We start from the raw sequence: 20,904 nt of genomic DNA on the forward strand, positions 1-20,904 counted from the left end.
ATCGACGCGCGGGTGACGGTGACCTGCTGGGCCTGACCTGCCCGCTCGATCGTCAGGACGACCGGGGAGCCGGCCGGCCCGCGGATCAACTGGCTCGCCTGCTGCACGGTCGCGTCGCGCAGCGACGTGCCGCCGACGCCGATGATCTTGTCGAACCGCTTGAGACCCGCCGCTTCGGCCGGGGAGCCGGGGAAGACGTTGTCGACGAAGACCCAATGCGTGCCCGAGGCGTCGGTCTCGCCGGTGATCATGATGCCGATGCCCGAGAATCCGGGGTTGCCGTTCAAGGACTGCCGGTTTTCCTGGAACCGCGTCGGATCCATGTAGTACACGTGGCTGTCGTGAAGCGAGGCGAGCATGCCCGCGGTTGCGTCGTAGGCCAGTTGGTCCTGAGGCTCGATGCCCGTCTGCACGGCGCGGTCGAACTCTGCGAGGAACTGCTGCTCGGCTTCCGTCGTGCCGGTGCCCGCCGGGATGTCCGGCAGGACGCCCGGGCCGGCGTGGGTCTGCCGGCGCAGCGTCGCGATCGCGGCATTCAGCAGCTCGGTCGGGTGGATCTGATCGACGTAGTTGCGCTCGAGCACGGCGATCGCGGAGAAGACGAGCGATCCGGTCGCGGCGTGCGCCGGGACGATGCCGCCGGTGACCGCGGCGGTGAGAACGACGGCAATCAAGAGTGCCAGCCAGCTCTTGGATGCCGCACGAATCGGATGGTGCATGACGCTCCCCCCTTGGCGGGTTAGGTTGTGGCCGTTGTGGCCTTCACACTATCGGCCGGCGTTGAAAAAGCTGCGAAGAAAGTATGTGGAAAATGCGAAGGTCTCAGACCTTCCGCCGCCCTCTAGTGTCCGTGGAAAATAACGGTCCCGGTCCCTCCGAGAGTTCCGTTTCGTCCGGCTCCCCGGCGTTCGTCGCCCTGCCCCCGAAGCCCTTGCTTCCAGGGTTCCTCCATTATATAATATCCATGTCGTCATACATGCGTTGGCGGCGGACCCGGGAACGGTCCGCCGCGAGTGTGTCGCAGGGCCTTTCTTCGTGGCGGTAGGTGCCGGCGGGACACGCGCAAGTTGCCGGCATCAACGTTTGAGCGGCTCGCAGCCCCGTTTCCGCGGGGCGAACGGCCGCCGTCCGGCGCAGGCCGGAACACGAGGGAGGGAACGCATATTAGTGAGTCAGTCATGGAACGATCTGACGAATTACCGCAGTCGCTAGCATCGCAGGCCTCGCAGTCCCCGCAAGATCCCAAGACGTCGTTCGAGTCGTTTTCGCTTCGCCCCGAGACGCTGCGCGCCATCCAACGCATCGGCTGGCAGGAGCCGACGCCCATTCAGATGCAGGTGATTCCCGTGATGCGCCGGGGGGCCGATCTGGTGGGCCAGGCCCAGACCGGCTCGGGCAAGACCGGGGCGTTCGGCATCCCGATCGTCGACCGCGCCGAGGTCGGGCGCACCAACGGGGAGACTCCGCGGATCGGCGTGCCCGAGGCCCTCGTCCTCACGCCGACGCGGGAGCTGGCGGTCCAGGTCACGGAAGACCTGAACGCCCTCGGGCGCGAGCGCGGGGTGCGGGCCGTCGCCGTGTACGGCGGCCATTCCATCATTCGCCAGATCGAGGACCTCAAGCGGCGGCCGCAGGTGGTCGTCGCCACGCCCGGCCGGCTGCTCGACCACATGGAGCGCGGCACGCTCCGTCTCAACGGCGTGCGGGTCGCGGTCCTGGACGAGGCCGACCGGATGCTCGACATGGGCTTTCTGCCCGACGTTACGCGGATCTTGCGCCAGACGCCGTCGGGCCGGCAGACCGCGCTGTTCTCCGCGACCATGCCGCCGGCGATCCATGAGATCGCCCACCGGCAGATGCGCGACCCGATCTGGTTCCGGATCGCCTCGGCCGCGCAGACCGTCGACAGCGTGGAGCAGTTCTACCTCGAGGTCGCCGAGCAGGACAAGGTACGGGCGCTGCGCGCCCTCCTGTCCCGCGCCGAGATCACGTCGGCGCTCGTGTTCCGCCGGACCCGCCACCGCGTCGACCGGCTGGCGCGCGCGATCCCCGGGGCGGCGGTGCTGCACGGCGGTATGATGGAAGGCGCCCGCATGAAAGCCCTCCGCGCCTTCGAGCAGAAGCGGTCCCGCGTGCTGGTCGCGACCAACGTCGCGGCCCGCGGCCTGGACCTGCCCGACGTCTCGCACGTCATCAACTTCGACGTCCCGGAGGACGTCGAGACCTACGTCCACCGCATCGGCCGCACCGCGCGGGCCGGCCGGCCGGGTACCGCGATTACGTTCGTCGGGCAGTACGATCTCGAGGTGTTCGATGCCCTGCAGCGCGCGATCGGGCCGGCGCTGCGGCGTCATCCGCTGAACCTCTACGCGCGGGCGACGGCCAACTAGGCAACCGGGCGGCGGCCGGCGTAACTGAGCGATTGTAGGCGTTCCGGGCCGGGCGGCTGTTGCCGCCCGGCCCGGTCCATTTGCCCCTCTCGTTTTCGCGAGTGTCCCCTGCGCTGATCACTGCCCGGGGTAGTCGGGCAGAAACCGTCTCTTCACCGCGGCCGGCCGCGCCGCGCGCCGGCCGCGAGCGTCTGCGGGCGACCGCGGCGGATTGGGCGGCGGCCGCCGTTTGGCCGCCGACATCGCCGCGAGCGTTACGAACCCGAGACCGAGCCGCCGGCACAGCGCGTCGTCGGGCCACCATTGGTAGCGGCGGAGATCCACGGTCAGATTGCGGCGAACGCGCACGCCTTCCCTGGTGAGATCGCGCTTGTGCGCCGCACGGCCGTCGTGGCCGCCGTAGCCGATGGCCAGTCCGCCGAAGCGGTTGACGACGCGCTGCCACGGGAGCCCCCGGCCGCCCTCGTACGCGATCCAGCCCACCTCGCGCGCCGCGCGCGGCCGTCCGGCGATGAGCGCCAGCTCCCCGTACGTGACGACGCGCCCGCGCGGCACGCGGCGCAGCACCGCGTACACGAGCCGCCGGAAGTCCGACGGCTGCCGCTGCGCGGACGGGCGCCCATTTCCCCGCCGGAAGCTAGTCCGCCGGCCCACGACCGAGCGCCGCCGGCGGGCACCCATCGAGCGTGTTCACCAGCCCGGCCACGAAGCCGATATCGGCGACTTCCCGTCCGACGACCTCGACGAGGTGACCGTTGAAGTCTTCGGCCATCCCGCGGACCCGGCCGCATCGGCGGAACCTTGTCATACGCGTGAGCCGGACCGTCCGCGTTCCCACGGTGGCAATTTCGATCGCCTGCTGGAGGTAGACGCCGCGGACGTGTTCGATCGCGCCTTCGGTGAGACTGCCCGGCGGTGCGGTCGCGGCACCGGGATGTGCGAAAAGCGCCGCGGCGATGAGCGCGGCGGCCGCCGGGACGCGTGCTCGGGCCGCCGGCCGTAGGCCGAATACCGGGGGTTTCACGGGCCTCATAGGATCGTATTTACCGCGGAGGAGGCGGGGACCCCCAAAAACGACCGAGAATTCTTCTCAGCGTCAGGCCCCGGTGAGGGCCGTGCGGCTGAGACACCGCTATCGTTCCGCTGTGCGGAACACCCGCTGGGCCGTATCGGACGCGCGTTCGGAAGGGTTTGGTCACGCAACTTGCAACTTGGCGGGTGCACCTCATCCCAAGGAGATTCCCTGGAATACCGGGTATAGCCGCCGTGGTCCTCCCGTTCTCTCCTTTTATTGAAAATTTTCTCGGTTTCCCGGCAGGAAAATAGTAATGACTGTCGTATGTGCGTTATCCGAGGGGCAGAGAGGCCCCCCTGGACACCAAAAATCGAAAGGAGGGCCCAATCCGTGGCAGCTAAGAAGAAGGCAGCCAAAAAGGGCAAGAAGCGCTAAATCGCGTCTTATCCGGGTTTCACCCGGAGGGCGCTGCCCTGTAGGGCAGGGCCCTCCGGCCGTCTCTCGCGCGTCCCCGCGTCAGTCCCCCTGATCTTCCGGCCCGCCGCCGGCGTTTCCGTGCCGGAGGATGGCCACCCCCCCGAGCGGAACCGGGACTCCATGGCAGATCCCAGGGTCGACCGGCTGGCTCGTGTGCTCGTCCACTACTCCATGAAGGTGCGGAAAGGCGATCTCGTCCGGATCGGCGGCCCCGCGATCGCCGCGCCGCACATCGCCGCCGCCTATCGTGAAGTGCTGCAGGCCGGCGGGCACCCGACGGTGCGCTGCACGATCGATGGCCTCGATGAGATCTTTCTCAAGCTCGCGAGCGACGAGCAGCTGCGGTTCCTCTCGGAGCTGGACCGCCGCGAGGTCGAGGTCCTCAACTGCGAGCTCCGGTACCTCGGTGCCTACAACACCCGGGCGCTCACGCGCATTCCGCCCGAGCGGATGCGGATCCGCCGCGAGGCGACGCGCGAGATCATGACGCGCTTCATGGAGCGGGCCGCCAGGCACGAGCTGCGCTGGTGCCTGACCCAGGCCCCGGTGCACGCCGACGCGCAGGAAGCCGAGATGTCCCTCAGCGACTACGAGGATTTCGTCTACAAGGCCGGCCACGTCGACAAGGACGACCCCGTCGCCGAGTGGCAGCGCGTGGAGCGCGAGCAGGCCGCGGTCGCGCAGCGGATCGGGAAGGTCAAGACGATCCGCATCGTGGCCCCCGACACCGACCTGACGGTCGGGGTCGGGGGCCGGACGTGGATCAGCGCGGCCGGCGAGCACAACTTCCCCGACGGTGAGGTCTTCACCGGCCCCGTCGAGAACGCCACCAACGGCACCGTGCGGTTCACGTTCCCGGCGATCTACGGCGGCCGCGAAGTGACCGGCATCCGCCTCACCTTCCAGGACGGCCGGGTCACCGACGCCACCGCCGACAAGGGCGAAGAGTTCCTCCGCTCCATGCTCGACATCGACGCCGGCGCGCGCGTCCTGGGCGAGTTCGCCTTCGGTCTCAACTACGACATCCAGCAGTTCACGCGGAACATCCTGTTCGACGAGAAGATCGGCGGGACGCTCCACATGGCGCTCGGCGCGGCCTATCCGGACACCGGCGGCAAGAACCAGTCCGGGCTGCACTGGGACATGATCCTCGACCTGCGCGCCGGCGGCTGTGAGGCCTTCGCGGACGGTGAAGTCGTCTATCGGAACGGCCGCTTCCTAAGCTAAAGGCCACGCCCCGGCCTGCCGGGGCCTCGCAGGCCCGCGTCAGCGGATCAGGATCCCGCCGTTCACGTCCAGGGTGACGCCCGTCACCCAGTCCGACCGGCCGGACGCGAGGTAGACGGCCGCGTCGGCGACGTCCGCCGACGTGCCGTCCCGCCCGACCGCCCGTCCCGCGTTCCACGCCGCGAACACGTCCGGCGCGTACTGCCGCGTCTGGTCGGTCAGGATCGGCCCGGGGGCGACCGCGTTGACGTAGATGCCCGCGGGCCCGAGCTCCCGCGCCAGCGTCTGCGTCAGCGAGATCACGGCGCCTTTTGAAGCGGCGTAGTTGACCGCGACGCCGGGGCGGCCGGTTCGCGCGGCGAGGGAGGCGACGTTGACGATCTTGCCGCGGCCCTGCTTCCTCATGACGGGCACCACGGCCCGGCAGCAGATAAAGGTCCCGGTGACGTTCACCCGCATGACCGCCTCGAACATCTCCACGGTCATCTCGGCGAGCGGGCGGTGGCGGGAGATGCCGGCGTTGTTGACCAGGACGTCGAGGCGGCCGAAGCGGGCGACCGTCTCGGAGACCTCCCGGTCCACCGCGGCCTCGTCGGTCACGTCCACGCGCGCCGCGGTCGCCCGGCCGCCGTCGGGGTCAAGCCGCGCGGCCGCCGCGTTCGCGGCGGCCGCGTCGACGTCCCACAGCGCCACGCGCGCCCCTTCGGCGGCGAACCGCTCCGCGATCGCCTGCCCGAGGCCCCGGCCCGCGCCGGTCACGACCGCGACCAGGCCGTCCAGTTCCACGCCGTCACGCCCGCCGTTCCCGCGGCGCCGCCGGTCGGGGCACGGCCTACGGGAACGCGGTGTCGACGAACGACGTGAGTTTCTCGAACTCGGCGTGCGTCTGCTCGCTGACCTCGTCGGCCATCTCCGCGAACCGCGCGCCCTCGTGCATCTTCATCTGAATGTTCGCGAGCATCATGGTCTCGAGCTCCCCGAGGAGCTCCAGCACGTCGGCCTTCGGGTAGGCGCCCCACTCGCCCGCGGCGAGGCGCCGGACGAACTCTTCGAGGGGGACCATCTCGTCCTGGCAGATCCGCTGGTAGAGGTCCCAGAGGGCCTCGTTCATCCGTGGCGCGCCTCGATGTACTTCTCCGCGTCCATCGCGGCCATGCAGCCGTAGCCCGCGGCGGTGATCGCCTGGCGGTAGCGGTGGTCGTGGCAGTCGCCCGCCGCGAACACCCCGTCGACGCTCGTCATCGAGTGATGGTCCAGCACGATGTAGCCGTTCGCGTCCAGCTCGATCTGGCCGCGGAACAGCTCCGTGTTGGGATGATGGCCGATCGCGACGAACAGGCCGTCCGTCCGGAACTCCTCCCCGCGGCCCGAGACGGTGTCGCGCAGGAGCACGCCCTTGACCTCGCCGTCGCCGAGCACGTCCTCGACCACGGTGTTCCAGCGGACGCCGATCTTCTCGCTGCGCAGCGCCCGGTCGATCATGATCTTGCTGGCGCGGAAGGCGTCCCGGCGGTGGACGATCGTCACCTTGGTCGCAAACTTCGCGAGAAAGAGGGCTTCTTCCATCGCGGAGTCTCCGCCGCCGACGACGGCGACCTCCTTGCCGCGGAAGAAGAACGCGTCGCACGGCGCGCAGGACGAGACCCCGTGGCCGACGAGGCGCTGCTCGTTCGCCAGGCCGAGCCAGTTGGTGCCCGCGCCGGTCGCGATGATCACCGCGCGGGCGAGCAGCGTCTCGTCCCCGGCGACGACCTGAAACGGCCGGCGGCGGAAGTCCACCGACGTCGCGTCGCCGTTGATGAACTCGACCTGGAATCGCTCCGCCTGCTTCCGCATCGCCTCCATGAGGTCGGGGCCCTGGATGGCGTGCTCGAAGCCGGGGAAGTTCTCGACGTCGGAGGTCAGCGTGAGCTGTCCGCCGTGCTGGCTGCCCCCGACCACGATCGGCCGGAGGGCCGCCCGCGCCGCGTAGATCGCCGCGGTCAGGCCGGCGGCGCCGGAGCCTAAGATTACGACATTGTGGGCGTCGTCGCGCGTCTCATCCGTCACCGATGCGTCACCTCTCCCTGCCTGGAACGTCAGGGCGCGCTTGAATCTTCCCCATCACCGCGCCCGCGCGAACCCGAGCCGGTGGACCTGCACGAAGTTGGTGCGCCCGCGTCCGATCACGGGGACCGAGCCGACGACCACGACGGCGTCGCCTTTCCGCGCGAGGCGCCGGCGGACGATCTCGCGGTCGAGCAGGCCGATCATCGCCTCGGTCGTCGGCTGAAACGGGACCACGAGCGGCACGACCCCCCACCACAGCGCGAGGCTCCGCGCGACCCCCTCGTCTTCCGTACACGCGAGGACCGGGGCGGTGAGGCGCCGCTGTGAGAGCAGGCGCGCCGTCCGGCCGGTGGTCGTGATCGCGACGACGAGCACGACGGCGAGGTCCTCCGTGAGCGCCTGCGTCGCCCCTCCGATCGCGTAGGGCACGCTCGGCCGGGCGAGCCGCCGCGGTCCGGTGCGGCCGGGCCCGGCGCCCTCGGCGGAGCCCCCCGGTCTGCTCATATAACCGGCCGGGCCCGCGCCGTCTTCCACCGCCCGGGCGATCCGGGCCATCTCCTCGACGGCCTGCACCGGATACCGGCCGGCGGCGGTTTCCGCCGACAGCATGACCGCGTCCGTGCCGTCGAGAACGGCGTTCGCGACGTCGGAGGTTTCCGCGCGCGTCGGCCGCTCCGCGCGCACCATCGACTCCAGCATCTGCGTCGCCGTGATCACCGGGATCCCGCGCGCGTTCGCCCGGCGGATGATCCGCTTCTGCAAGAGCGGGACCCGTTCGGCCGGCAGTTCCACCCCAAGATCGCCGCGCGCCACCATGACCGCGTCGGCTTCCGCGACGATCTCGCCGAGATTCGTGATGGCCTCCGCCTTCTCGAGCTTCGCGACGAGCGGCACCGCCCGGCCGAGCCGGCGCAGCACCCGCCGCGCGTGGCGGATGTCTCCCGCGGTGCGCACGAAGCTGAGCGCGACCGCGTCCACGCCGTGCTGCAGGCCGTACTTGAGATCGCCGATATCCTTTGGGGTGAGCGCCCGGGACCGGATCCGCACGCCGGGGAGGTTGACGCCCTGGTGGGCCCCGAGCGTTCCGCCGCGGACCACGCGGCAGAGGATCTCGCCGCCCCGCCGGCCCGTCACGACCAGCTCGATCGTGCCGTCCTTCATTAAGATGTGCGATCCCCGGCGGACGGCGCGGCCGAGGCCGGCAAACGGCACCGGAATCCGCCCCGCGCCGTCCGTCCGTCTCGTGGTCAGCGTGACCGCGGTCCCGTCCTTGAGGTCGATCGGCGATGCAAGCTGCCCGACGCGGATCTTCGGGCCCTGCAGGTCTTGCAAGATCGCCAGCGGCGCCCCCGTCTCCCGCGCGAGCCGGCGCAGCAGCCGGATCGTGCGGCCGTGCTCCGCGCGGGTGCCGTGCGAGAAGTTGAGCCGGGCGACGTCCATCCCCGCCGCGATGAGGCGGCGCAGCACGGGCTCGGCCTCGCTCGCCGGGCCGAGCGTCGCGACGATCTTGGTCCGTCTGAGGCGTTCGAGGGTCTGGCGGGTCTCGGGCATGCTCCCCACGGATTCGCCGCGGCTGTCTGCGAACCCGTTCGGAATTCGGCCGCTGCGCGGCGAACATGTGAGTGGGCAGGCCCGCCTCGACGGGACCGGCCGGACGCGGAGGTGCGGCGGTGGCGATTATGGCGATCAGCGTGACCCCGGTCGGGACGGGCTCCACGGGCGTCGGCGAATTCGTCGCCACAGCGCTCGGGGTGATCGAGCGGAGCGGGCTGCGCTACGAATTGAACGCCATGTACACGGTCGTCGAGGGCGACCTCGCCACCCTGATGGCGCTCGTCCCCGAGATTCACGCCGCGCTCTTCGCGAGCGGCGCCCGGCGCCTTTCGACCGTGATCAAGATCGACGACCGGCGCGACGCGCCGTCCACGATCGAAGCCAAGGTGCGCTCGGTGCGGGCCCGAATGGCACGGCCATGATCCGCGTCCCGACGTGGCTTTGGGCGGCGCGATGAACTGGGTCGCGTGGCTCGATCGCTGGTTCGAGCGGCGGTTCGACATCCGCGAAATCGGCGAGGGCGGCTACATCCTGAAACTGCAGGTCGTGCGGCACCACGGCCCGCGCGTGGAACTCCGCGACGGCACGGTGGTCAACCCCGGCGACCCGGTCGCCGAGTTTCACATGGTCAACGAGCGGGTGGCCCGTCTGCACGGAGCCGGCCGGGTCGGGCTGAAGTTCCGGCGGGAGTTCTTTCGGACGATGGCGCCGCTCGCCCGCGACCTCCGCGAGCGGCCCGAGTACCGGGACATCCAGGCCCTCTCCGGCGCGAGCCTGTTCTGGGCCGAGGCCGCGCGGGCCGGGTTCGAGAACCGTCCGCTTCCGGCGTTCACACGGTGGTGGCTGACGTGGTGGGAGCGATTTCTGCTGGCGCGGTACCATCCCGGAGGCCGGGAGCGGCTTGCCGAAGGCCGCCGGACCGAGCTCCGCCAGGTCTGGCTGACGCGTGCGACGATCGAGCGCCTCGTCGCGCATCGGGCCGACCGGCGTGTCCTCGACGACGGCGCGCCCGAAGACGCGTCCTAGCGGCCCTACCCCACCGCGAGCGCCGCCAGTCCCGCGACCATCGCCCCGGCCGCGACGAGCCGTCTCCCGGCGTCGCCCTCGCCGAGCAGACGCGTCCCCATGAGCGCGCCGACGAGGATGCTGATCTCTCGCGCCGGCGCGACGTAGCTCACGGGGGTGAAGACCATCGCGCTCAGGACGAGAATGTACGGCATCGGGCTCAGCGTGCCGACCAGGATGATCTCGCGGCGGTAGCGCCGCCAGACGTCCGGGAGCCCGGCGCCGCGCGCGAGCGCGACCGGCGCCAAGATCGCCGCGCGCCCGACGTTGTCGCCCCAGTCCAGCACGACCGGCGGGATCGCGTACGTCGTGACCGCGCGCTTGTCCCACAGCGAATACCCCGCGATGAACAGCCCGGTGAAGAGCGCGTAGGCCGCCGCGTGACGGGCGTTCGGCCGGCGCCACGCGTCCGGCCCCGTCGTCAAGAGAACGATGCCGCCGCCGATGAGAGCGGTGCCGGCGAGGGCGATCGGTCCCGGCCGTTCCCCGAAGAAGGCCATCGCCGCCGCGGTCGTCAGCATCGGGCCGGTGCCGCGGGCGAGCGGGTAGACGAGCGAGAGGTCGCCGAGCCGGTAGCCTTGCTGCAGCGCCAAAAAGTAGCCGGTGTGCAGCACGGCCGTGCCGCCGATGAAGATCAGCTGAACAGGACCGATGTGGGGCCGCTGCCAGAGCACGATCGCCACGGCGAGCGGAAAGTAGACGCACACCGCGACCAGCGAGAACAGGCAGACGAACGCCGCGCCGGCCTGCACGCGTTTCGCGATCAGATTCCACAGCGCGTGGACGAACGCGCCGGCGAGCACCAGTCCCAGCGCCGCGGCGGTCACGGTTCGGCGGCCAGCAGCTCCCGGAGCGGCACCACCTCGAAGCCGCGGTCTCTGAGCCCTGCGATCATAGCCGGCAGCGCCGCGCAGGTCTCCGCGGGCGTCGACGGATGCCCGCCGCGGTCGTGCAGGTCCACGATCGCGCCGGGGTGCGCACGCGCGACGACGAATGCCGTCATCCGGCCGGCGGGCGCCGGCGCGAGCCACCCCTCCGGGCGCACCGACCAGAGCACGCGTGTTTCGCCGATCTGTCCGGCGCGCGCGTAGGCGGCCCAGTTGAACGTGCCCCACGGCGGGCGAAAGTATCGGGGCGCCTGTCCGGTCGCGTCGGCGATCGCCGAGGCGCCGCGGTCGACCTCGTCCCGCGACGGACCCGGCGCGAGCGTCCAGAAGTGGCGGTGGCTGTAGGTGTGGTTGCCGAGGTCGTGGCCGCCTGAGGCGATGGCGCGGGCGACCTCCGGAGCCGCCTCGACGTGCCGGCCCACGAGGAAGAACGCCGCCCGCACACCGGCCTCGCCGAGGGCGTCGAGCATGCGCGGCGTGTACGCGGGATCTGGTCCGTCGTCGAACGTGAGCGCGACCTGCCGGCGGCGCGGGCCGCGCTTCACGACTCCGCGCGCAAGCGTGCCGGAGACGAACTGCGCGCCGAGCGTGTAGGTGACCGGCGCGACGAGCAGTCCGGCCGCGGTGAGCAGTCGCGCGCGCAGGCCGCGGGTCACCCGGCGATCCGCTACGCTTCGACGCGTTCGGCGGGGTCGACGCGCCAGCGGGTGGAGGCGGCCGCGGCGATCAGCAGCAGGCCGCCGCTCAAAAAGAACGGCGATGAAGGGCTGGTCCACTCCCACAAGAGGCCGCCGATCAGCGGTCCGATCACGCCGCCCATGCCTTCGATCGTCATCGCGAACCCCAGGCCGGCGCCGCGCACGTCTTGGGGCAGGAGGCGCACGAGGATGCTGTTCCAGGCGGGCAGGACGAACGCGTAGCCGATGCCGATCCCGGCGAAGTCGGCCGCGAGCAGCCACAGGTTGGAGCCGCAGAGGGGGATCAGCAGCAGCAGCACGGCGACGCTGCCGAGCGCGAGCGCGTAGGTGCGTCGCCAGCCGAGGCGGTCGCCGAGGTGCCCGGCGTGCGTCATGAGCGCGAGGCCCATCCCCGGCCCGAGCAGGAGCAGCATCAGCAGCTGGCGCTCGTCGAGGCCGCGGTAGAACTCCAGGTAGGGGACGACGATCGGGATCAGGAGACCCGCGGCGATGATCTGCGGGACGAGGCTCGCCGCGAGCATGACGAGCGACCGCAGCATCGCCGCCAGCGCGCGGCCCGGCGCCGCGCGGGCGGTCGGATGGATCTCGGAGGGCTCCGGCCGGATGCGCAGCGCGAGCAGCGCCGCGGCAAGGAGCGGCAGAATGAACAGCTGCAGCGAGATCGGGTGCTGCGCGCGGCTGACGAGCGTCGCGATGCCGACGCCCAGCCCGCCGCCGAGGAACCACGTGGAGAAGACGCGTCCGAGCTTGCCGCCGACCTGCGGGGCCGCGCCGCGCGTGAGCCGGGTCAGCGCCGCGGGCCACAGGGGCGAGGCGCCGGCGCCCATCGCCGCGAGCGCCGCGAAGATCTCCCAGGTGTGGGTGGCGAGGATCAGCCACGCGAACGAGGCGGCGTAGATCCAGAAGCCCCACAGCAGCATCTTGCGGGTGCCGATCCGGTCGACCATCCAGCCGGCCAGCAGCTTGAGCGCGACCTCGGTGAAGAAGTACGTGGAGACGGCCGCGCCCGTCGTGCCCATCGCCCATCCGAACCGGACGGTGAGCATGGTGGGAAGCAGCACGAACAAGAGCGCACCGTGTACCAACTCGACGAGCGCAATGGTAACGGCCAGTAGACCGGTTTCGCTGCGGTCGGTCACCGGGCCGGGAGCGGTATGGTGAGGGACGTTGTGGCGGGTGCGCCCTGAAGCGAGGGCAGGCCGGCGAGCTCGGTGATGACGATCTCCGCGGCGTCCGGCCGTCCGAGCGACCCCGCGGCCTCCGCCATCGCGCGGAGGCGCGCCGGATCGCCGAGCAGTTGATCGAGGAACGCCACCAGCTGCGCGGGGGTGCGCGGCGCGAGCGCGGCGCCGTGCTCCAGCAGGAAGCGCGTGTTGCCTTCCTCCTGGCCGGGAATCGGCCGGTAGATCAGCATCGGCAGCCGCTTCACGAGCGCCTCGGCGACCGTGACGCCGCCGGCCTTCGTGACGAGGACGTCGCTGACGGTCATCAGCTCTTCCACCGTGTCCACGTAGCCGACGACGTGGAACGGGTGCGGCGAGCCGGCCGCACGGGCGCGCACCTGGTCCTCGAGGCGCCGGTCGTAGCCGCACACCACGAGCACCTGGATCGGCCGCGCCAACTGCGCGAGCGCGCGCGTCACGTCGAGGACGCCGCCGAGCATCGCGTAGGCGCCGGCCATGACGAGGACCACAGGCGCGTCCGATGTGAGCCCGTACTGCCGCCGCAGCGCGCCGCGGTCGAGAGGCCGGAGGAACTTGCGCTCGACCGGCAGGCCCGAGACGACGATGCGGCCGGCCGGGACGCCGCGCGCCGCCAGGCCGTCGCGCACGCTGTCGTTGGGCACGCAGTAGCGGTCGACCGCGGGATGGATCCACTGGCTGTGGGTGACGTAGTCCGTGATCACGGTGAGGCACGGGACCGCGGTGCGGCCGGCGAGCCGGAGGTCGGACATCGTGCCCGCCGGCGTGCAGTGCACGCAGCAAACGGCGTCCGGCGATTCCTCCGCGAGGTAGCGCTCGAGCCGGTCCATGCCCATCCGGTTGATGAACTTCTGCGTCGCGGAGTCGGGCCGGATCTCGCCGGTGAGCCGGTAGAACAGGCCGTAGAGGCCCGGCGCGCGGCGCACGCTCTGGATGTACGAGAACTTGGTCAGCGCGTCGAAGACGGGGTGGACGAAGCGGGCGAAGTAGTCGACGATCTCGGCGCGGCCGCCGGTACGCGCGGTCCACTCGGCCGCGACGGTCTCGGCCACGCGCTTGTGCCCCCCGCCGTAGTTGCAGGACAGAATTGCGAGCCGCATCCCGACCCTACGCGCGCCCTGCCAGGCTCCCGGCCGGCACGGTTGTGAAGACGGGGGTGGCGGTGAGCGCCGGCGGTGCGGGGTGGATCACCGAAAGACGCGCCGGCAGCAGCGACAGCGTGAAGCTGCTCGCCGCGCCGGCCAGGCTGCCGTCGACCTGTGCCTCGCGGCGCTGGTCGAGGTGGATCGTGACCTGCGAGCAGCGCTGCACGCTGAGCTCCGGCACGGGAAGCCGCCGCAGAAGGCGCGCGGTCTTGCGAAACCGGCGCGTCGCGAATTCTTGCAGCAGGTACACGTCCAGGAGCCCGTCGGTGAGGCTCGGCGACGGCAGCGCCAAGAGGCGTTCGCCGTAGATGCGCCCGTTGGCGACCGCGATCATGAGCGCGCGTCCGCTGAAGGAGCGCGCGCCGGCCTCGACGTCCACGCCGAATGGCTCGAAGCCGGACGACAGCAGCATGAGCGCGGCGACGTAGTACACGGAGCGGTTGCGGGCGAAGCGGTAGCGCGAGCGCAGCGTGTTCGTCATCTTGACCACTTCGACGTCCGCGCCGAGCCCGAACGTGTTGAGGAAATATCTCCCGTTCACGACGCCCACGTCGATCGGACACACGCGCCCGCGGAGCAGCGTCTGGATCGCCGTGCGGGGGTTCTTCGGCAGCCCGAGCGAGCGGACCGTCTCGTTGCCGGTGCCGCAGGCGACGATCCCGAGCGGGACGTCGGTGCCGCTCGACACGAGGCCGTTTACCGCCCCGTTGATCGTGCCGTCGCCGCCGAGCGCCACGACCTGCTCGACGTCCTGCTCGTCGGACCGCAGCGCGGCCGCCAGCAGGGACGCCGTCGAGTCGGCGTTCGGGGTGACGATGAGATCGTACTCGCGGCCGGCGCGCCGAAGCGCGTTCGTGACGAGCGGCAGCGCGTCGCGCGCGCGTCCGCCGCCGGACCGAAGGTTGGCCACAATCAGCGTCAGAGCCATTCCGTCAACTCCTCCGCCGCGGCCGGGTGATATGCGATGGACTCATGTACACAACCGTCTCATTATGGACGGTGGCGACCCGGCATGTCAAACCACAACCCGGTTACTTTGCGCGCGGACGGGCGTGTCCCTTCCTATTAAAAAGCAGCCGCGCGGCGCACCCGCCCGCCCGGGACCGCGGCGCGCTTCTGCCCAGGAATCGTCTCCGGCGCGTAGAAGCGCGTTCGAGTCGCCATTTCCCCGTGCCGCCCGTTGCGTCCGAGGGATGGTGTCTTGCCCGGCGCACCACGACGTGCGTCAGGCTCGACGTTTTTCTGGAGGTGCGCGGTGGCGTACGAGTGCGGCGCGTCCGAGTTTGGAGTGCGGCCTCAGGCGGCGGGACGCCGGGGCATGGTCGCGTCCGCGAACCCGCTCGCGACGCAGGCCGGCCTGCGGATGTTCGCGGCCGGGGGCAACGCGGTCGACGCCGCGGTTGCCACGGCCGCCGCGATCACCGTCGTGGAGCCGTACTTTTCGAGCGTCGGCGGCATCGGCTTGGCGGTCCTGTCGCTGCCCGGCGGCGAGACGCGCACGCTGAACTTCATGGGCCGCAGCCCGCGCGCCGCGCGTCCCGATCTCTTCACGGTCGAGACGCAGGATCTCGGTCCGCTCGCGCCCATGGTGCCGGGCAACGTCGCGGGATGGGCGCGCCTGCTGTCGGACTACGGGAGCCTGCCGCTCGCGCAGGTCCTCGAGCCGGCGATCGAGCTGGCCGACCGCGGGACGCCGGTGACGGCGTTCGACCACGCGCGCACGTCCGCGGTGCTGCAGCGTCTCCTGCCGTTTCCGGACGCCTCGCGCACGTACCTCAATCGCGGACGGCCGTACCTGCCGGGGGAGCTGCTCCGCCAGAGCGGGCTCGCCGGTACGCTGCGGACGATCGCGGCCGAGGGCTGGCAGACGTTCTACGAGGGGCGGCTCGCCGAGACGATCGCCGGCTACCTCGGGGCGCAGGGCGGGCTGATGACCAGGGAAGACCTGCGGACCTATCCGGGCGTGCTGCGCTGGGAGCCGCCGGTCGCGGCGCGATACCGGGGGTACGAGATCCGCACGACGCCGCCGCCGAGCAGTGCGGTCCAGGTTCTGCAGACGCTCAGGATTCTCGAGGCGTTCGACGTCGCCGAGCTCGACCCGCTCGGCCCCGACTACCTGGCGCTTGCCGCGGAGGCGATCCGCCTCGCGCGCGTAGACGCCCACGCCCACGTGGCCGATCCGGCGTTCGTGGACGTGCCGATCGCGTGGATGCTGTCGGACGAACGCGTCGAGGAGCTGCGCGCCGAAGTCCGCCGGCGTCTCCGCGCCGCGAAGTCCCGGGCCGGCCGGACCGCGCGCGGCCGGCAGCCGGTGCGTGCGCGCATCCGGAAGGCGCGCCGCGCCCCCGAGCGGTCGACGACGCATCTCTCGGCCGCGGACGCGAGCGGGCTCGCGGTCAACATTACGCAGACGATCGGCAGCGGGTACGGCTCCGGCGTGGTCGTCGGCGACACCGGCATCGTGCTCAACAACGGCCATCACTGGTGCACGTTGATCCCCGGCGACGCGCGCGTCATCGCGCCCGACAAGCGCCGCGAATCGCCGTCCGGTCCCGCGCACGGGTTCGGCGTTCACGAGAACCCCATGGCCCCGACGCAGTCGTTTGGGATCGATCCGCTTGGCCCGGCGCACGCCGCCCGCGGCGGCCGGCTCGCCTTCCTGATCGGGACGCCCGGGTCGTACGGCATCCCGCAGACGACGGCGCAGATGATCCTCGGCCTCATCGATTTCGGCCGCGGCATCCAGGATGCCATCGCGGCCCCGCGGTTCCGATGGAAGGACGACGTCGGCGATCCGATGCCGCCCAAGACGCTGCTGCTCGAGGGCCGCTTCCCCGCGCCGGTGCGCAAGGCGCTGGCCGCGCGGGGCTACTCGATCGAAATGCTGGAAGACTGGTCCGTGCGGGTCGGCGGCGGGCAGGGCATCGTGCTGCGCGAGGACGGCTGGATGATGGGCGGAGCGGATCCGCGCCGGAACGGCTACGCGATGGGCTGGTAGCGGACACGTCTCAGACGAGGGGATGAGATGCGGATCGCCAACTGGGGGATGTTCCTGCTCGCGATCTATCTGATTCTGGTGGGGCTCGAGTCGTCTGGGTTCGTGTTTCTCAGTTTAGGGCGGTTGACCGGCATCGTCGCGTTGATCGCCGGTATCTTACTGCTGATGGAGCACTGGCGCAGGTAGCGTTCCCCGTTAGGGTTTCTTCTCGCCGCGGAGATACTCGAGGGCCGCTTCGACCGTCGGGAAGATCGGAATTGCCTTCTCGATCCCCATCACGTCGATGATCCGTCGCGCCATCGGCTGAACGGCGGCCAGCGCGATCCGCCGTCCCGTCCGCGCCAGCATCCGGTGCGCGTCGAGGAGCGTCTTCGCGCCGGTGGAGTCGATGTACCGGAGCCCGCTCAAATCCACGATCACGTGATCTTCCGACTGCGCGATCGCCTTGAAGTGGGCCTGCAGCGTGGCGACGCTGGCGAGGTCCAGTTCTCCGGTGAGGATGAGACAGACCGCGCCGCCGAGTTCCTGCCGCCTGACCACCAGCTGATTCGACCAATGCGATGCCGCCGCCATTGCGGTGCTCTCCCCCCTGGATACGCCCCGCGCACCCCGTAGAATCCGTCCGCGTCGTTCACAAATCCTTCACACGCCCGTGGGCGCGCCTATCTTAGCGGCTAAGTCATCATTTTATCTCTTGCGGCGGTCGTGTCAATTGGGAATAATTTGATAGATGGCTAAGAAGAAGCGATCGAAACCCACGAAGAAAGCCAGCATCTGGGTCAAGCTCGGTCGGAAGGGTGGCAAGGCGAGAGCGGCTCGCCTGTCTGCCGTCGAGCGTCACCGGATCGCGATGCTGGGTGTTGAAGCGCGCCGTGCCAAGAAGAGCGGCAAGACGGCGCCGAGCGGGCCCGCGCAGCAGGGTAAGCTGTAGGACCTCCGGCAACTTCCCACCCAGTTTCACAGGGGTACCCGACTTGCCGGCCAAGGAATGCCCGTGCCTCCGTGAGGACCCGCGCGAGACCCGCGAAGCATGTCCTGACGTTGAACGGGGGAGCGATTTCGGCTGGGACGCCTAACCATTCCCCATTTACCCCGTTGGCACGTCAAGCTTTGCGCCGGCCCGGCGCCGATCGCTCGCGTTTTCAACCTCGCCTTCGCTCGGCTCCCGCGAATCTGTTGACCGTATACCCGTCGCCAAGTAAAATGAGCGCGGGGGACCGGGAGTTGCTTGATGACACGGCCCGCAGGCCGGAGGCGAAGCAAAAAGACGTCCAGCATCTGGGCAGCACTGGGAAGCAAAGGGGGGCGGGCCAGGGCCCTTCGTCTTAGCGCCAAAGAGCGTCGCCGCATCGCCATGCTCGGCGTTCAGGCCCGCTTGGCCAAAGCAAAGAGTAGGAAGAAGAAGAAGGCCCGCTCGCGCCGCAAGTGATCTCGTCCCACCATCTGTTGTTGCCTAGGCCGTCGTCTTGTATACTTCCATTGCTAGCAGAGCCGGCGTAGCTCAGCGGTAGAGCAGCGCATTCGTAATGCGCAGGTCATCGGTTCAAATCCGATCGCCGGCTCCAGTCATCTAGCTTCGATAGTCTTGAGCGGGACCTACCCAGTCCGGGTTAATACTCCGACCTCCTTAAATAGGCGGGGTCCCAGTTTATCTTTCTCAATCTCGACATCATATCGCGCCTGGAGATTGAGCCAAAACCTTTCTGAAGTCCCAAAATAGCGCGCCAACCGCAGCGCCGTATCGGCAGTGATTGCTCTGGTCCCGTGGACGATTTCGTTGATTCGGCGAGGTGGGACGTTGATGTCTTTCGCTAGTCTATACTGACTAATCTTCAAGGGTTTGAGAAACTCTTCATTGAGAATCTCGCCAGGGTGAATGGGAGGAAGCTTGGGTTTTCTCATCTGTGTCGCCCCTCAATGATAATCGACGATCTCAACATCGTAAGCGTCTCCGTCCGTCCACCTGAAGCATATTCGCCACTGATCGTTGATGCGGATGCTGAATTGGCCTCTCCGATCTCCCGAAAGCTTTTCGAGTCGGTTGCCCGGCGGCACGCGGAGATCATCGAGGGACTCTGCAGCGTCCAGGATGTCCAACTTTATCAGCGCTCTCCGTTGGACGTCCGAAGCGAATTTCCGGGACGGTTCCCGCTGAAACACCGCCTTTGTGTCGCGGTCCCGAAAGCTCCGGATCACAATCGAGATAATAACGCATCGCGTTAATAGTTGTCAATGGCTGGATGTGCCGGGCGCGGCAGATAACATTCGTAATGCGCAGGTCATCGGTTCAAATCCGATCGCCGGCGCCTGGATCGAACGGCAGCCGCCGCTCAGCTCTTTGCGACTCGTCTCGCCATGACCTCAAACCCGGCTTGAAGCGCCGCCTCGGCGAGTCGGCGGTCGAGGGACACGAACGGCCGGCCTTTCGGCCGCTCTCGGCACCAGATCAATGCGGCCGCGAGTTGGAACACATCTCCGGTTCGCAGCGCGAGCCTCATCGGAAGCGTTTCCGCGACGCCGCGCACGCTTTCTGTGGGCAGAACCTCCACCCAGGTTCTGCGAAGTGCTTCTAAGCGCGTCCGGGCCTGGTGCAGCCCCGTTTCGTTCATCGCGCCTTCACGGGCCAAGCGCGCGAACGCATTCACCGCTTCTACCGGCGTACCCCACCAGACAACCATGGAAGAAAACGCGCGGCTCAGTTTTCGGACGGCACTACTGGCCTCTTGCATGGAAGCACAGAGGCACGATGGCCTTGTGTCCCAGAACGCGCTACTCGGACTCGTCACGGTCAGCCGCAACAGCCCCCGATGCCCTCGCAAGAGAGATGCGCGGCGCCGGCAGCGACCAAAACGCCGACGAGAGTGAAGTCTGCGCCGGCCGGGCGCGACCCGACGCAACGAGAGCCTCGATGTCGGCATCGCCGCTCTCTCGTGCCGAAAGTGGAACGATCAAGGCAATAGGGCGTGTCCGGTCCTTGACTAAAATTTCCTCGCCTTCGCGGACCTGTCTGAGGTAGGCGCTCAGCCGATCTTTCAGCTCTGCCACGTTGACCGTTCGCATCGCACGCTCCCGTAGGCTCTCCATGGCTATAGCCATTTGAATGAGACGGAGCAAATAACCTGTGTGTGACCCGGACGAACAATTAAGAACCTGGCGGTTGTCTAAAACCGCGTTCGCAATGCGCAGGTCATCGGTTCAAATCCGATCGCCGGCTCCAACAAGATAATGGGGTTCCGAAAGCCTGGCCGATGCCTGTGCCTCCGCCCGTGACGATCGCGCCCCGGCCCTGAAGGTCTACGGGTAATCTGCCTTCGGCTTCGAAACAAAGGGGTACGCCACGTCCGGCGCGGCCCGAAGCCTACGGGGGTGCAGATTGACCTACGACGAGATTCTCTACGAGCGGGACGAGCGTGTGGTCCGCATCACCTTGAACCGGCCGGAGCGCCACAATGCGTTCAATAACCGGCTCAAAGACGAGTTCGAGGACGCCGTCCGGCGGGCCGACGCGGATCCGGAGGTGCGGGTGCTGCTCGTGACCGGCGCCGGCGGCCGCGCCTTTTCCGCGGGCTACGACCTCAAGGACAGCGCGGGCTCGCGGCGGGATCTGGAGGAGTGGCGGCGGGGCATGTCCCGCGACATGCGCTTCACGTTCGCGCCGTGGGAGTGCAGCAAGCCGGTCATCGCGATGATCCGCGGGTACTGCCTCGCCGGCGCCCTCGAGCTGGCGCAGATGTGCGACGTGCGCATCGCGTCGACGGATTCGACGTTCGGTGTGGTCGAGACGCGGTTCTCGATGGGCGTAGCAACGCTGATCATGCCGTGGATCCTCGGGGGCGCGCGGACCCGGGAGCTGATGTTCACCGGCGACACGATCGACGCGCAGGAAGCCTACCGCATCGGCCTCGTCAACCACATCCACCCGCCGGACCGGCTGGAGGCCGAGACGCTGCGGTTCGCCCGCCGGATGTCGATGGTGGCGCTCGCGTGCCTGCAGTGGAACAAGCGGGCTCTCAACCGCACGATGGAGGCGATGGGGTTCCGGGCGGCCGTCGAGTACGGCCTGACCGCGTGCGTGATGATGGACGCGACCGTCTCGCCGGAGTTTGCGCAGTTCGACGAGATCCGGAAGTCGCAGGGATTGAAGCAGGCGCTGGCCTGGCGCGCCGGCCTGTTCGCGCCGTACGAGTGAGAGGACAA

At 69.3% G+C, this 20,904-nt stretch carries 25 protein-coding genes and 1 tRNA gene; 9 read left to right on the forward strand and 17 right to left on the reverse strand.

Going from position 1 to position 20,904, the window contains the following annotated elements:
* Window positions 1–719 (reverse strand): PDZ domain-containing protein (locus tag VKT83_07960; GenBank protein HLY22390.1); only part of this gene is annotated, 719 nt, incomplete at its 3' end.
* Window positions 720–1,178: 459 nt separating this feature from the next.
* On the opposite strand from VKT83_07960, the gene VKT83_07965 reads away from it, so the two are divergent.
* Window positions 1,179–2,390 (forward strand): DEAD/DEAH box helicase, encoded by a 1,212-nt coding sequence (locus tag VKT83_07965; protein ID HLY22391.1) that lies wholly within the window; start codon window positions 1,179–1,181, stop codon window positions 2,388–2,390.
* 117 nt (window positions 2,391–2,507) lie between these two features.
* Here the strand turns inward: VKT83_07965 and VKT83_07970 are convergent, their stop codons facing one another.
* Both VKT83_07970 and VKT83_07975 read right to left on the reverse strand, forming a co-directional pair.
* Window positions 2,508–3,044, reverse strand: a complete 537-nt coding sequence (locus tag VKT83_07970) for an MGMT family protein (protein ID HLY22392.1) — start codon at window positions 3,042–3,044, stop codon at window positions 2,508–2,510.
* Entirely contained in the window at window positions 3,028–3,414 is a 387-nt protein-coding gene (locus VKT83_07975) for a hypothetical protein (protein HLY22393.1), read from the reverse strand. Before VKT83_07975 ends, VKT83_07970 begins: the two co-directional genes overlap by 17 nt.
* 588 nt (window positions 3,415–4,002) lie before the next feature.
* Here VKT83_07975 and VKT83_07980 point away from each other — a divergent pair.
* Window positions 4,003–5,109, forward strand: a complete 1,107-nt coding sequence (locus VKT83_07980) for an aminopeptidase (protein ID HLY22394.1) — start codon at window positions 4,003–4,005, stop codon at window positions 5,107–5,109.
* Between the two features lie 39 nt (window positions 5,110–5,148).
* On the opposite strand, the gene VKT83_07985 is transcribed toward VKT83_07980, so the two are convergent.
* From VKT83_07985 to pyk, 4 genes are read right to left on the reverse strand one after another with little or no spacing between them, the layout of a single operon-like run.
* On the reverse strand, window positions 5,149–5,895 hold the full coding sequence (locus VKT83_07985) for a 3-oxoacyl-ACP reductase family protein (GenBank protein HLY22395.1): 747 nt from the start codon (window positions 5,893–5,895) through the stop codon (window positions 5,149–5,151).
* Between the two features lie 46 nt (window positions 5,896–5,941).
* A complete protein-coding gene (locus VKT83_07990) occupies window positions 5,942–6,220 on the reverse strand; it encodes a hypothetical protein (protein ID HLY22396.1) in 279 nt (92 codons plus the stop codon).
* Window positions 6,217–7,158 carry a thioredoxin-disulfide reductase gene (gene trxB / locus VKT83_07995; GenBank protein HLY22397.1) on the reverse strand — a complete coding sequence of 314 codons (942 nt, stop codon included), beginning with the start codon at window positions 7,156–7,158 and terminating at the stop codon, window positions 6,217–6,219. The genes VKT83_07990 and trxB overlap by 4 nt, the downstream gene beginning before the upstream one ends.
* 54 nt (window positions 7,159–7,212) lie before the next feature.
* On the reverse strand, window positions 7,213–8,709 hold the full coding sequence (gene pyk / locus VKT83_08000; protein HLY22398.1) for a pyruvate kinase: 1,497 nt from the start codon (window positions 8,707–8,709) through the stop codon (window positions 7,213–7,215).
* Window positions 8,710–8,837: 128 nt separating this feature from the next.
* Between pyk and VKT83_08005 the strand changes: the two genes are divergently transcribed.
* Complete coding sequence (locus VKT83_08005; GenBank protein HLY22399.1) at window positions 8,838–9,134, forward strand: MTH1187 family thiamine-binding protein; 297 nt, start codon at window positions 8,838–8,840, stop codon at window positions 9,132–9,134.
* 31 nt (window positions 9,135–9,165) lie between these two features.
* A complete protein-coding gene (locus tag VKT83_08010; GenBank protein ID HLY22400.1) occupies window positions 9,166–9,738 on the forward strand; it encodes a hypothetical protein in 573 nt (190 codons plus the stop codon).
* A 5-nt stretch (window positions 9,739–9,743) separates the two neighbouring features.
* On the opposite strand, the gene VKT83_08015 is transcribed toward VKT83_08010, so the two are convergent.
* From VKT83_08015 to VKT83_08035, 5 genes are read right to left on the reverse strand one after another with little or no spacing between them, the layout of a single operon-like run.
* Entirely contained in the window at window positions 9,744–10,604 is an 861-nt protein-coding gene (locus tag VKT83_08015; protein HLY22401.1) for a DMT family transporter, read from the reverse strand.
* A complete protein-coding gene (locus tag VKT83_08020) occupies window positions 10,601–11,320 on the reverse strand; it encodes a polysaccharide deacetylase family protein (GenBank protein ID HLY22402.1) in 720 nt (239 codons plus the stop codon). The genes VKT83_08015 and VKT83_08020 overlap by 4 nt, the downstream gene beginning before the upstream one ends.
* Window positions 11,321–11,331: 11 nt before the next feature.
* A complete protein-coding gene (locus tag VKT83_08025; GenBank protein HLY22403.1) occupies window positions 11,332–12,501 on the reverse strand; it encodes an MFS transporter in 1,170 nt (389 codons plus the stop codon).
* Window positions 12,498–13,664, reverse strand: coding sequence for a glycosyltransferase (locus tag VKT83_08030; protein HLY22404.1), 1,167 nt, complete (start codon window positions 13,662–13,664; stop codon window positions 12,498–12,500). Before VKT83_08030 ends, VKT83_08025 begins: the two co-directional genes overlap by 4 nt.
* Window positions 13,665–13,671: 7 nt before the next feature.
* A complete protein-coding gene (locus tag VKT83_08035) occupies window positions 13,672–14,637 on the reverse strand; it encodes a diacylglycerol kinase family protein (GenBank protein HLY22405.1) in 966 nt (321 codons plus the stop codon).
* A gap of 327 nt (window positions 14,638–14,964) precedes the next feature.
* Here VKT83_08035 and VKT83_08040 point away from each other — a divergent pair, with 327 nt between their 5' ends.
* Together VKT83_08040 and VKT83_08045 are read left to right on the forward strand one after the other, a co-directional pair.
* Window positions 14,965–16,707, forward strand: a complete 1,743-nt coding sequence (locus VKT83_08040) for a gamma-glutamyltransferase (GenBank protein HLY22406.1) — start codon at window positions 14,965–14,967, stop codon at window positions 16,705–16,707.
* A 27-nt stretch (window positions 16,708–16,734) separates the two neighbouring features.
* Complete coding sequence (locus VKT83_08045) at window positions 16,735–16,893, forward strand: hypothetical protein (GenBank protein ID HLY22407.1); 159 nt, start codon at window positions 16,735–16,737, stop codon at window positions 16,891–16,893.
* A 9-nt stretch (window positions 16,894–16,902) separates the two neighbouring features.
* Here VKT83_08045 and VKT83_08050 read toward each other — a convergent pair whose 3' ends face one another.
* On the reverse strand, window positions 16,903–17,280 hold the full coding sequence (locus VKT83_08050) for an STAS domain-containing protein (GenBank protein HLY22408.1): 378 nt from the start codon (window positions 17,278–17,280) through the stop codon (window positions 16,903–16,905).
* Between the two features lie 157 nt (window positions 17,281–17,437).
* Here VKT83_08050 and VKT83_08055 point away from each other — a divergent pair, with 157 nt between their 5' ends.
* Window positions 17,438–17,638, forward strand: coding sequence for a hypothetical protein (locus VKT83_08055; GenBank protein HLY22409.1), 201 nt, complete (start codon window positions 17,438–17,440; stop codon window positions 17,636–17,638).
* Between the two features lie 559 nt (window positions 17,639–18,197).
* Window positions 18,198–18,272 (forward strand) — tRNA-Thr (locus VKT83_08060).
* Between the two features lie 31 nt (window positions 18,273–18,303).
* Here the strand turns inward: VKT83_08060 and VKT83_08065 are convergent.
* The 4 genes from VKT83_08065 to VKT83_08080 all read right to left on the reverse strand — a co-directional run bounded on the left by VKT83_08065 (window position 18,304) and on the right by VKT83_08080 (window position 19,767).
* Complete coding sequence (locus VKT83_08065) at window positions 18,304–18,609, reverse strand: HigA family addiction module antitoxin (protein HLY22410.1); 306 nt, start codon at window positions 18,607–18,609, stop codon at window positions 18,304–18,306.
* A 12-nt stretch (window positions 18,610–18,621) separates the two neighbouring features.
* Window positions 18,622–18,903 (reverse strand): type II toxin-antitoxin system RelE/ParE family toxin, encoded by a 282-nt coding sequence (locus VKT83_08070; protein ID HLY22411.1) that lies wholly within the window; start codon window positions 18,901–18,903, stop codon window positions 18,622–18,624.
* Window positions 18,904–19,037: 134 nt separating this feature from the next.
* Window positions 19,038–19,385, reverse strand: coding sequence for a type II toxin-antitoxin system VapC family toxin (locus VKT83_08075; protein HLY22412.1), 348 nt, complete (start codon window positions 19,383–19,385; stop codon window positions 19,038–19,040).
* 91 nt (window positions 19,386–19,476) lie between these two features.
* Window positions 19,477–19,767, reverse strand: a complete 291-nt coding sequence (locus VKT83_08080; GenBank protein ID HLY22413.1) for a type II toxin-antitoxin system prevent-host-death family antitoxin — start codon at window positions 19,765–19,767, stop codon at window positions 19,477–19,479.
* A gap of 313 nt (window positions 19,768–20,080) precedes the next feature.
* Here VKT83_08080 and VKT83_08085 point away from each other — a divergent pair, with 313 nt between their 5' ends.
* On the forward strand, window positions 20,081–20,896 hold the full coding sequence (locus tag VKT83_08085) for an enoyl-CoA hydratase/isomerase family protein (GenBank protein HLY22414.1): 816 nt from the start codon (window positions 20,081–20,083) through the stop codon (window positions 20,894–20,896).
* The last annotated feature ends 8 nt before the right edge of the window (window positions 20,897–20,904 follow it).

The sequence above is a fragment of the bacterium genome (assembly GCA_035308905.1).
Taxonomy (GTDB): Bacteria; Sysuimicrobiota; Sysuimicrobiia; order Sysuimicrobiales; family Segetimicrobiaceae; genus DASSJF01.

Excerpts from the sequence above, each read along its gene's own strand:
- VKT83_07965 (HLY22391.1), top strand. The coding sequence starts at position 1,179 with ATGGAACGATCTGACGAATTACCGCAGTCGCTAGCATCGCAGGCCTCG.
- VKT83_07980 (HLY22394.1), top strand. The coding sequence starts at position 4,003 with ATGGCAGATCCCAGGGTCGACCGGCTGGCTCGTGTGCTCGTCCACTAC.
- VKT83_07990 (HLY22396.1), bottom strand. The coding sequence starts at position 6,220 with ATGAACGAGGCCCTCTGGGACCTCTACCAGCGGATCTGCCAGGACGAG.
- pyk (HLY22398.1), bottom strand. The coding sequence starts at position 8,709 with ATGCCCGAGACCCGCCAGACCCTCGAACGCCTCAGACGGACCAAGATC.
- VKT83_08005 (HLY22399.1), top strand. The coding sequence starts at position 8,838 with ATGGCGATCAGCGTGACCCCGGTCGGGACGGGCTCCACGGGCGTCGGC.
- VKT83_08010 (HLY22400.1), top strand. The coding sequence starts at position 9,166 with ATGAACTGGGTCGCGTGGCTCGATCGCTGGTTCGAGCGGCGGTTCGAC.
- VKT83_08030 (HLY22404.1), bottom strand. The coding sequence starts at position 13,664 with ATGCGGCTCGCAATTCTGTCCTGCAACTACGGCGGGGGGCACAAGCGC.
- VKT83_08035 (HLY22405.1), bottom strand. The coding sequence starts at position 14,637 with ATGGCTCTGACGCTGATTGTGGCCAACCTTCGGTCCGGCGGCGGACGC.
- VKT83_08045 (HLY22407.1), top strand. The coding sequence starts at position 16,735 with ATGCGGATCGCCAACTGGGGGATGTTCCTGCTCGCGATCTATCTGATT.
- VKT83_08050 (HLY22408.1), bottom strand. The coding sequence starts at position 17,280 with ATGGCGGCGGCATCGCATTGGTCGAATCAGCTGGTGGTCAGGCGGCAG.
- VKT83_08055 (HLY22409.1), top strand. The coding sequence starts at position 17,438 with ATGGCTAAGAAGAAGCGATCGAAACCCACGAAGAAAGCCAGCATCTGG.
- VKT83_08065 (HLY22410.1), bottom strand. The coding sequence starts at position 18,609 with ATGAGAAAACCCAAGCTTCCTCCCATTCACCCTGGCGAGATTCTCAAT.
- VKT83_08075 (HLY22412.1), bottom strand. The coding sequence starts at position 19,385 with ATGGTTGTCTGGTGGGGTACGCCGGTAGAAGCGGTGAATGCGTTCGCG.
- VKT83_08080 (HLY22413.1), bottom strand. The coding sequence starts at position 19,767 with ATGCGAACGGTCAACGTGGCAGAGCTGAAAGATCGGCTGAGCGCCTAC.